Here is a 4,704-nt window from a genome sequence, read left to right as displayed (position 1 = left end):
CCATACCAGGTGGCGCAAACCCCCCAAAGTGGTCCCTACCAACTGGCGCACGACAATCCCAACTCGCCGTACGCCTACCTCATGCTGGGCGAGTTTTTCTCCGACACCTGCGCCGTCGCGGTCTTCGATGACCAGCTGATCGGTTTCGTCACGGGCTTCAGGCTTCCGACTGACCCCGAGCCGCTCTTCATCTGGCAGATCGCAGTAGCCGACTCCGCCCGCGGCAGCGGGCTTGGTGGACGCCTGCTCGACGAGGTGGCCAATCGCCCCTCCCCTCCCCGGATCCGGCACCTGGCCGCCACCGTCACCCCGGACAACGAGGCTTCCGACCGACTGTTCCGGGCCTTCGCCGACCGCTGGGGCGCCGCGTGCGAGGTCGAAGAGCTCTTCGAAGACGGCGACTTTCCGCCCGGCGATCACGCGCCGGAACTCCGCTACCGCATCGGGCCGCTCTAACCAGGCCCGCCCGGGGTGGGCGCACGCCAGCGCCTCCCCGTGGTGTGCATGCGACGGGGTTCATCGTCGCATCCGATGTTCGGGCTTCTGCGGGCCCTGGACATCGACGAAGTATCCGGCCCGCTCCCAACAACTCCCCAAGCAGCTGATTCCAATCATGAGTATCTCCGAACCCACAATTCAACCGACCAACGGTTCCGATTCCGCCACGGCGATGACCAACGGTGCCGCTTCCGGCGCTGCGACGCCCGGCATCTACGACCGGCGCGAGTCTGAGGTGCGTTCCTATTGCCGTTCGTGGCCGACCGAGTTCGTCTCCGCAACGGGATCCACGCAGACCGACACCGCAGGTCGCACCTACATCGACTTCTTCGCCGGCGCCGGTGCCCTCAGCTACGGCCACAACCACCCGGTGATCAAGGAGGCACTGATCGAGTTCCTGGCGGGAGACGGGGTGATGCACAGCCTCGATACGCACACGACGACCAAACGCACGTTCCTCGAGACCTTCGAGCGGCTGGTCCTTGAGCCCCGCGGTCTCGACTACAAGGTGATGTTCCCCGGCCCGACCGGAACCAACGCCGTCGAGTCGGCGCTGAAGCTGGCCCGAAAGGCCACCGGCCGCGACTCGATCATCAGCTTCACCAACGCCTTCCACGGCATGACGCTGGGGTCGCTGGCCATCACGGGCAACGCAGTCAAGCGAAGCGGTGCAGGCGTGCCGCTGACCAACACGGTCGCCATGCCGTTCGACTCCTACGTCACCGACGACTCGGTCGACACGATTGCGTTTCTCGACCAGTACCTGACCGACGGCGGCAGCGGCGTCGGCCTTCCGGCCGCCTGCATCCTCGAGACCGTTCAGGCCGAGGGCGGTATCAACCCCGCATCGGTCCGCTGGATCCAGCGCCTGGCCGAGCTGTGCCGCGAGCACGGCATCCTGTTGATCATCGACGACATCCAGGTGGGCTGCGGCCGCACCGGCCCCTTCTTCTCCTGGGAGGAGATGGGCATCGAGCCCGACATCGTCTGCTTGTCCAAGTCGATCAGCGGCTCGGGCCTGCCCCTGGCCCTCGTGCTCATCAAGCCCCGCTACGACGTGTGGGAGCCGGGCGAGCACAACGGCACGTTCCGGGGCAACAACTCCGCCTTCGTCACCGGCACCGCCGCCCTCGAACACTTCTGGGCCGACGACGAGCTGACCAAGCAGGTCGACGCCAAGGCAGCATTGGTCACCAAACACCTCGAGGCGCTGGCCGAGGCTCACCCCGGCGTGTTCGAGGACGTGCGTGGCCGTGGCCTGATCCAGGGCATCGAGTGCCTCGACCCCGAGATGGCCGGCCGCATCGCCGCAGAGGCCTTCGACCGGGGCCTGCTGATCGAGACCGCCGGCTTCAACAGCCAGGTCGTCAAGATCCTGCCCCCGCTCGTCATTGCGACCGAACTACTCGAAGCGGGCCTGCACATCCTCGAGGCGTCGGTCGAGGCTGTCGTCGACGCCGAGGGTGCCGAGCTGCTCACCCGCGACCCACAGACGATTGGAGACCGCTCATGATCGTTCGCAACCTCGCCGACCTGGAGAACACCGAACGCGACGTGCGGGCCGACACCTGGAAGTCGCGCCGCCTGTTGCTCGCCGACGACAAGATGGGCTTCTCGCTGCACGACACTGTGCTGTACGCCGGCACCGAGACCGAGATGGAGTACCAGAATCACTTCGAGGCCGTGTACTGCATCGAGGGCAAGGCGACGATCGAGAACTGCGCCACGGGCGAGGTTCACGAGATCACCCCCGGTGTGATGTACGCCCTCGATCAGCACGACCGCCACATCGTGCGGGTGATCGAGGACTTTCGGGTGGTGTGCGCCTTCAACCCTCCGTGCACCGGCGCCGAGACCCACGACGAGAACGGCGTCTACCCGCTGCTCACCGTCGACTGAGAAGTCGACAAGGACCCCGTGCTGTGGGGCGAGCCGACCCACGGCCTCGGCCCGCTGAGCGCCGAGCAGCTGCAGCGCTTCGACGCCGACGGGTTCGTCGTCATCGAGGATGTCATCGGCCCGGCAACGATCACCGCCTGCCTGGCCGAGCTGGCCGATTCTGAGGCCGACCCTCGCCGGACGACAACCACCGCACGTCGCTGAAACGTCAGACGTACGGGGTCCCGCAGAACGACGACCTGGCATGGCTCACCGAACGCGGCCGCCTGGACGTGTTCGAGGGCGACCCGGGGTCGGTCGTGTTCTTCGACTGCAACGTGATGCACGGCTCACCGGACAACATCACCCCGGCGCCGCGCACCAACGCGTTCTTCTGTTACAACGCCGTCGACAACGCGCTTGTCGAGCCCTTCGGCGGCACCGCGCCCCGCCCGAACCACATCGCCTCGAGAGCGTTCGCTGCGGCGTAGCGAGCGACCGCTACCCTGACCTCCGCTGATCGCTCAGGCGGGGAGAACACCACATGAACGTGTTCCGCTGGGATCGGGGCAGCGCGACGTGATCCGAGGTGGCATCGCTTGGAACTGGCGATTCGCTGGGTTCGGCGCGGCGATGGGACTGGTTGCAGTCGTCATGGTCTTCGCCGGAGAGGTCCTCACCGGCACGTACCTACTGATCGGATCCGTTCCTGCGGCGGTTGTCGGGCTTGCGCCGCAACGCGACGCCAGAAGGCCGGTACTCATCGTTGGGGTCCTCTTCGGAGTCTCCATACTGCTCGGCTCGATCCTGGCGGTGTGGGTACCGCTCGCTGTCGTCGGCATGTTCGTCGTTGGGTACCTGGCAGCCCAGGTTGCGGCGCGGAAGCCGGCGGGGGTTGTGGCCCTCAGCGTGATCCTGCCGCTGACGGCGATTGGGCTGACCTATCAGGGGATCGCAGACTCGGCGAAGGTCGCCGGTCTCATGATTCTGGGAGCGATCGGTTCATACATCTGGGCCCTGGTTCTGCCCGAATACGAAGGCGACGTCCCTCAACAGCCACAGATGACACCGGCTGAGGCCAAGCGCTACGGCCTGGTCCTCGGGGTTGCGGGAGCTGTGTCGACGCTGGTCGCCTTCGCTCTCGATGTCGACTTCGTCGGCTGGCTGGTGGGGTCGACCCTGCTGGTGATCAGGCCAACCTGGGACCTGCTGAGCGCCCGAGGCATCGGTCGTGTCATCTCGGTGATCGTGGGCGGGGTGGCGGCGGCGCTCCTCCTTCTTGCAGACCTGCCCACTCCGGCGATCGCCATCGTGCTCTGGTTGGTGCTCGTGACGATGGCGGCGACGTCGGCAAGCCGCTGGTACGTCACGCCGGCATTCACGTCGTTCTTGATCCTGTGGGCGCTCCTCTATGGCCAAGCCGAACGCAACGGCGTGAAGGTCAAGCTCGACGAGCGGGTCGTGGACACGGTGATCGGAGTGGCGGTGGCGTATCTCGTGTCCGGGGCGTTCTGGCTGTGGGGCCGCGGCGCTGCGAACCGACGGCACGACGTGTCATAGAAGGCCCGACGCGCCACGGGCCTGCGGCTCGAAGCCCGGCTCACACAAACCCAGCACCGCCAGTAGGGTCCCCGTCTTGATCGAGGAGGATGCCTCATGAGCGAGCCCGGGTTGGACCCGTCCGAGTTTCTGAACCCAGATGTGATCCCCCCGGACGTGGAACTCGCCGAGCTGGGCAAGGACGTCGGTGCTGCCGCCGACACCCCCTTGGAGGACATCAACCCGGCGAACCCCCACCTGTTCACGTCTGAGTTGTGGCGCGATCACTTTGGGCGGCTGCGGGCCGAAGACCCGGTTCACTTCAACGAGATCGAATCTGCGGGTCGCTACTGGTCGATCATGAACTACGACGACGTCCGGGCCATCGATGGCGACTGGCAGAACTTCTCGTCGGCGAAGGGCATGACGCTGGGGCTTCGCCCGACCCCCGAGAACAATTCGATGTTCCAACGGATCACGCCGTTTATCTCGATGGACCCCCCAGAGCACACCGCACAACGCAAGACGGTGCGATCGATTGGGGCACCGGGCAGCGTCCGCAATCTTGAATCGCTGGTACGCGAGCGCACCGTGAAGGTGTTGGAGTCGCTTCCCGACGGCGAGACGTTTGATTGGGTCGAGACGGTGTCGGTCGAGCTGACGACGCTGCTGTTGGCCACGCTCTTCGACTTCCCCATGGAGGATCGACGCAAGCTCACCCGTTGGTCCGACGTCGTCTTTGCGGTCCCCCGACCGGGCGGCGTGGTCGAGACCCGCCTACAGAAGATG

The 4,704-nt window shown here is 65.9% G+C and carries 6 protein-coding genes and 1 pseudogene; all 7 read left to right on the top strand.

Features of this window, described 5'->3' with window-relative positions; all coding sequences use genetic code 11:
- Window positions 1-456 (top strand): diaminobutyrate acetyltransferase (gene ectA / locus PKD89_RS19605; RefSeq protein WP_289010664.1); only part of this gene is annotated, 456 nt, incomplete at its 5' end.
- 214 nt (window positions 457-670) lie between these two features.
- Complete coding sequence (gene ectB, locus PKD89_RS19600; protein ID WP_349257395.1) at window positions 671-2,011, top strand: diaminobutyrate--2-oxoglutarate transaminase; 1,341 nt, start codon at window positions 671-673, stop codon at window positions 2,009-2,011.
- Window positions 2,008-2,397 carry an ectoine synthase gene (locus tag PKD89_RS19595; protein ID WP_287392186.1) on the top strand — a complete coding sequence of 130 codons (390 nt, stop codon included), beginning with the start codon at window positions 2,008-2,010 and terminating at the stop codon, window positions 2,395-2,397. The genes ectB and PKD89_RS19595 overlap by 4 nt, the downstream gene beginning before the upstream one ends.
- Before the next feature lie 18 nt (window positions 2,398-2,415).
- Entirely contained in the window at window positions 2,416-2,601 is a 186-nt protein-coding gene (locus PKD89_RS19590) for a hypothetical protein (RefSeq protein WP_289010662.1), read from the top strand.
- A complete protein-coding gene (locus tag PKD89_RS19585; RefSeq protein WP_289010665.1) occupies window positions 2,598-2,867 on the top strand; it encodes a phytanoyl-CoA dioxygenase family protein in 270 nt (89 codons plus the stop codon). The genes PKD89_RS19590 and PKD89_RS19585 overlap by 4 nt, the downstream gene beginning before the upstream one ends.
- A gap of 142 nt (window positions 2,868-3,009) precedes the next feature.
- Window positions 3,010-3,936, top strand: coding sequence for an FUSC family protein (locus PKD89_RS19580; protein ID WP_289010661.1), 927 nt, complete (start codon window positions 3,010-3,012; stop codon window positions 3,934-3,936).
- Between the two features lie 96 nt (window positions 3,937-4,032).
- Window positions 4,033-4,704: pseudogene (locus tag PKD89_RS19575) on the top strand (cytochrome P450); the annotation flags it as partial.

The sequence above is a fragment of the Candidatus Neomicrothrix sp. genome (genome assembly GCF_035329545.1).
GTDB classification, from domain to species: Bacteria; Actinomycetota; Acidimicrobiia; order Acidimicrobiales; family Microtrichaceae; genus Microthrix; species Microthrix subdominans.
This window is presented reverse-complemented; position numbering and strand designations above follow the sequence as displayed.

Coding starts and splice junctions, on each gene's coding strand:
- PKD89_RS19595 (WP_287392186.1), top strand. CDS start 2,008: ATGATCGTTCGCAACCTCGCCGACCTGGAGAACACCGAACGCGACGTG.
- ectB (WP_349257395.1), top strand. CDS start 671: ATGACCAACGGTGCCGCTTCCGGCGCTGCGACGCCCGGCATCTACGAC.
- PKD89_RS19580 (WP_289010661.1), top strand. CDS start 3,010: ATGGGACTGGTTGCAGTCGTCATGGTCTTCGCCGGAGAGGTCCTCACC.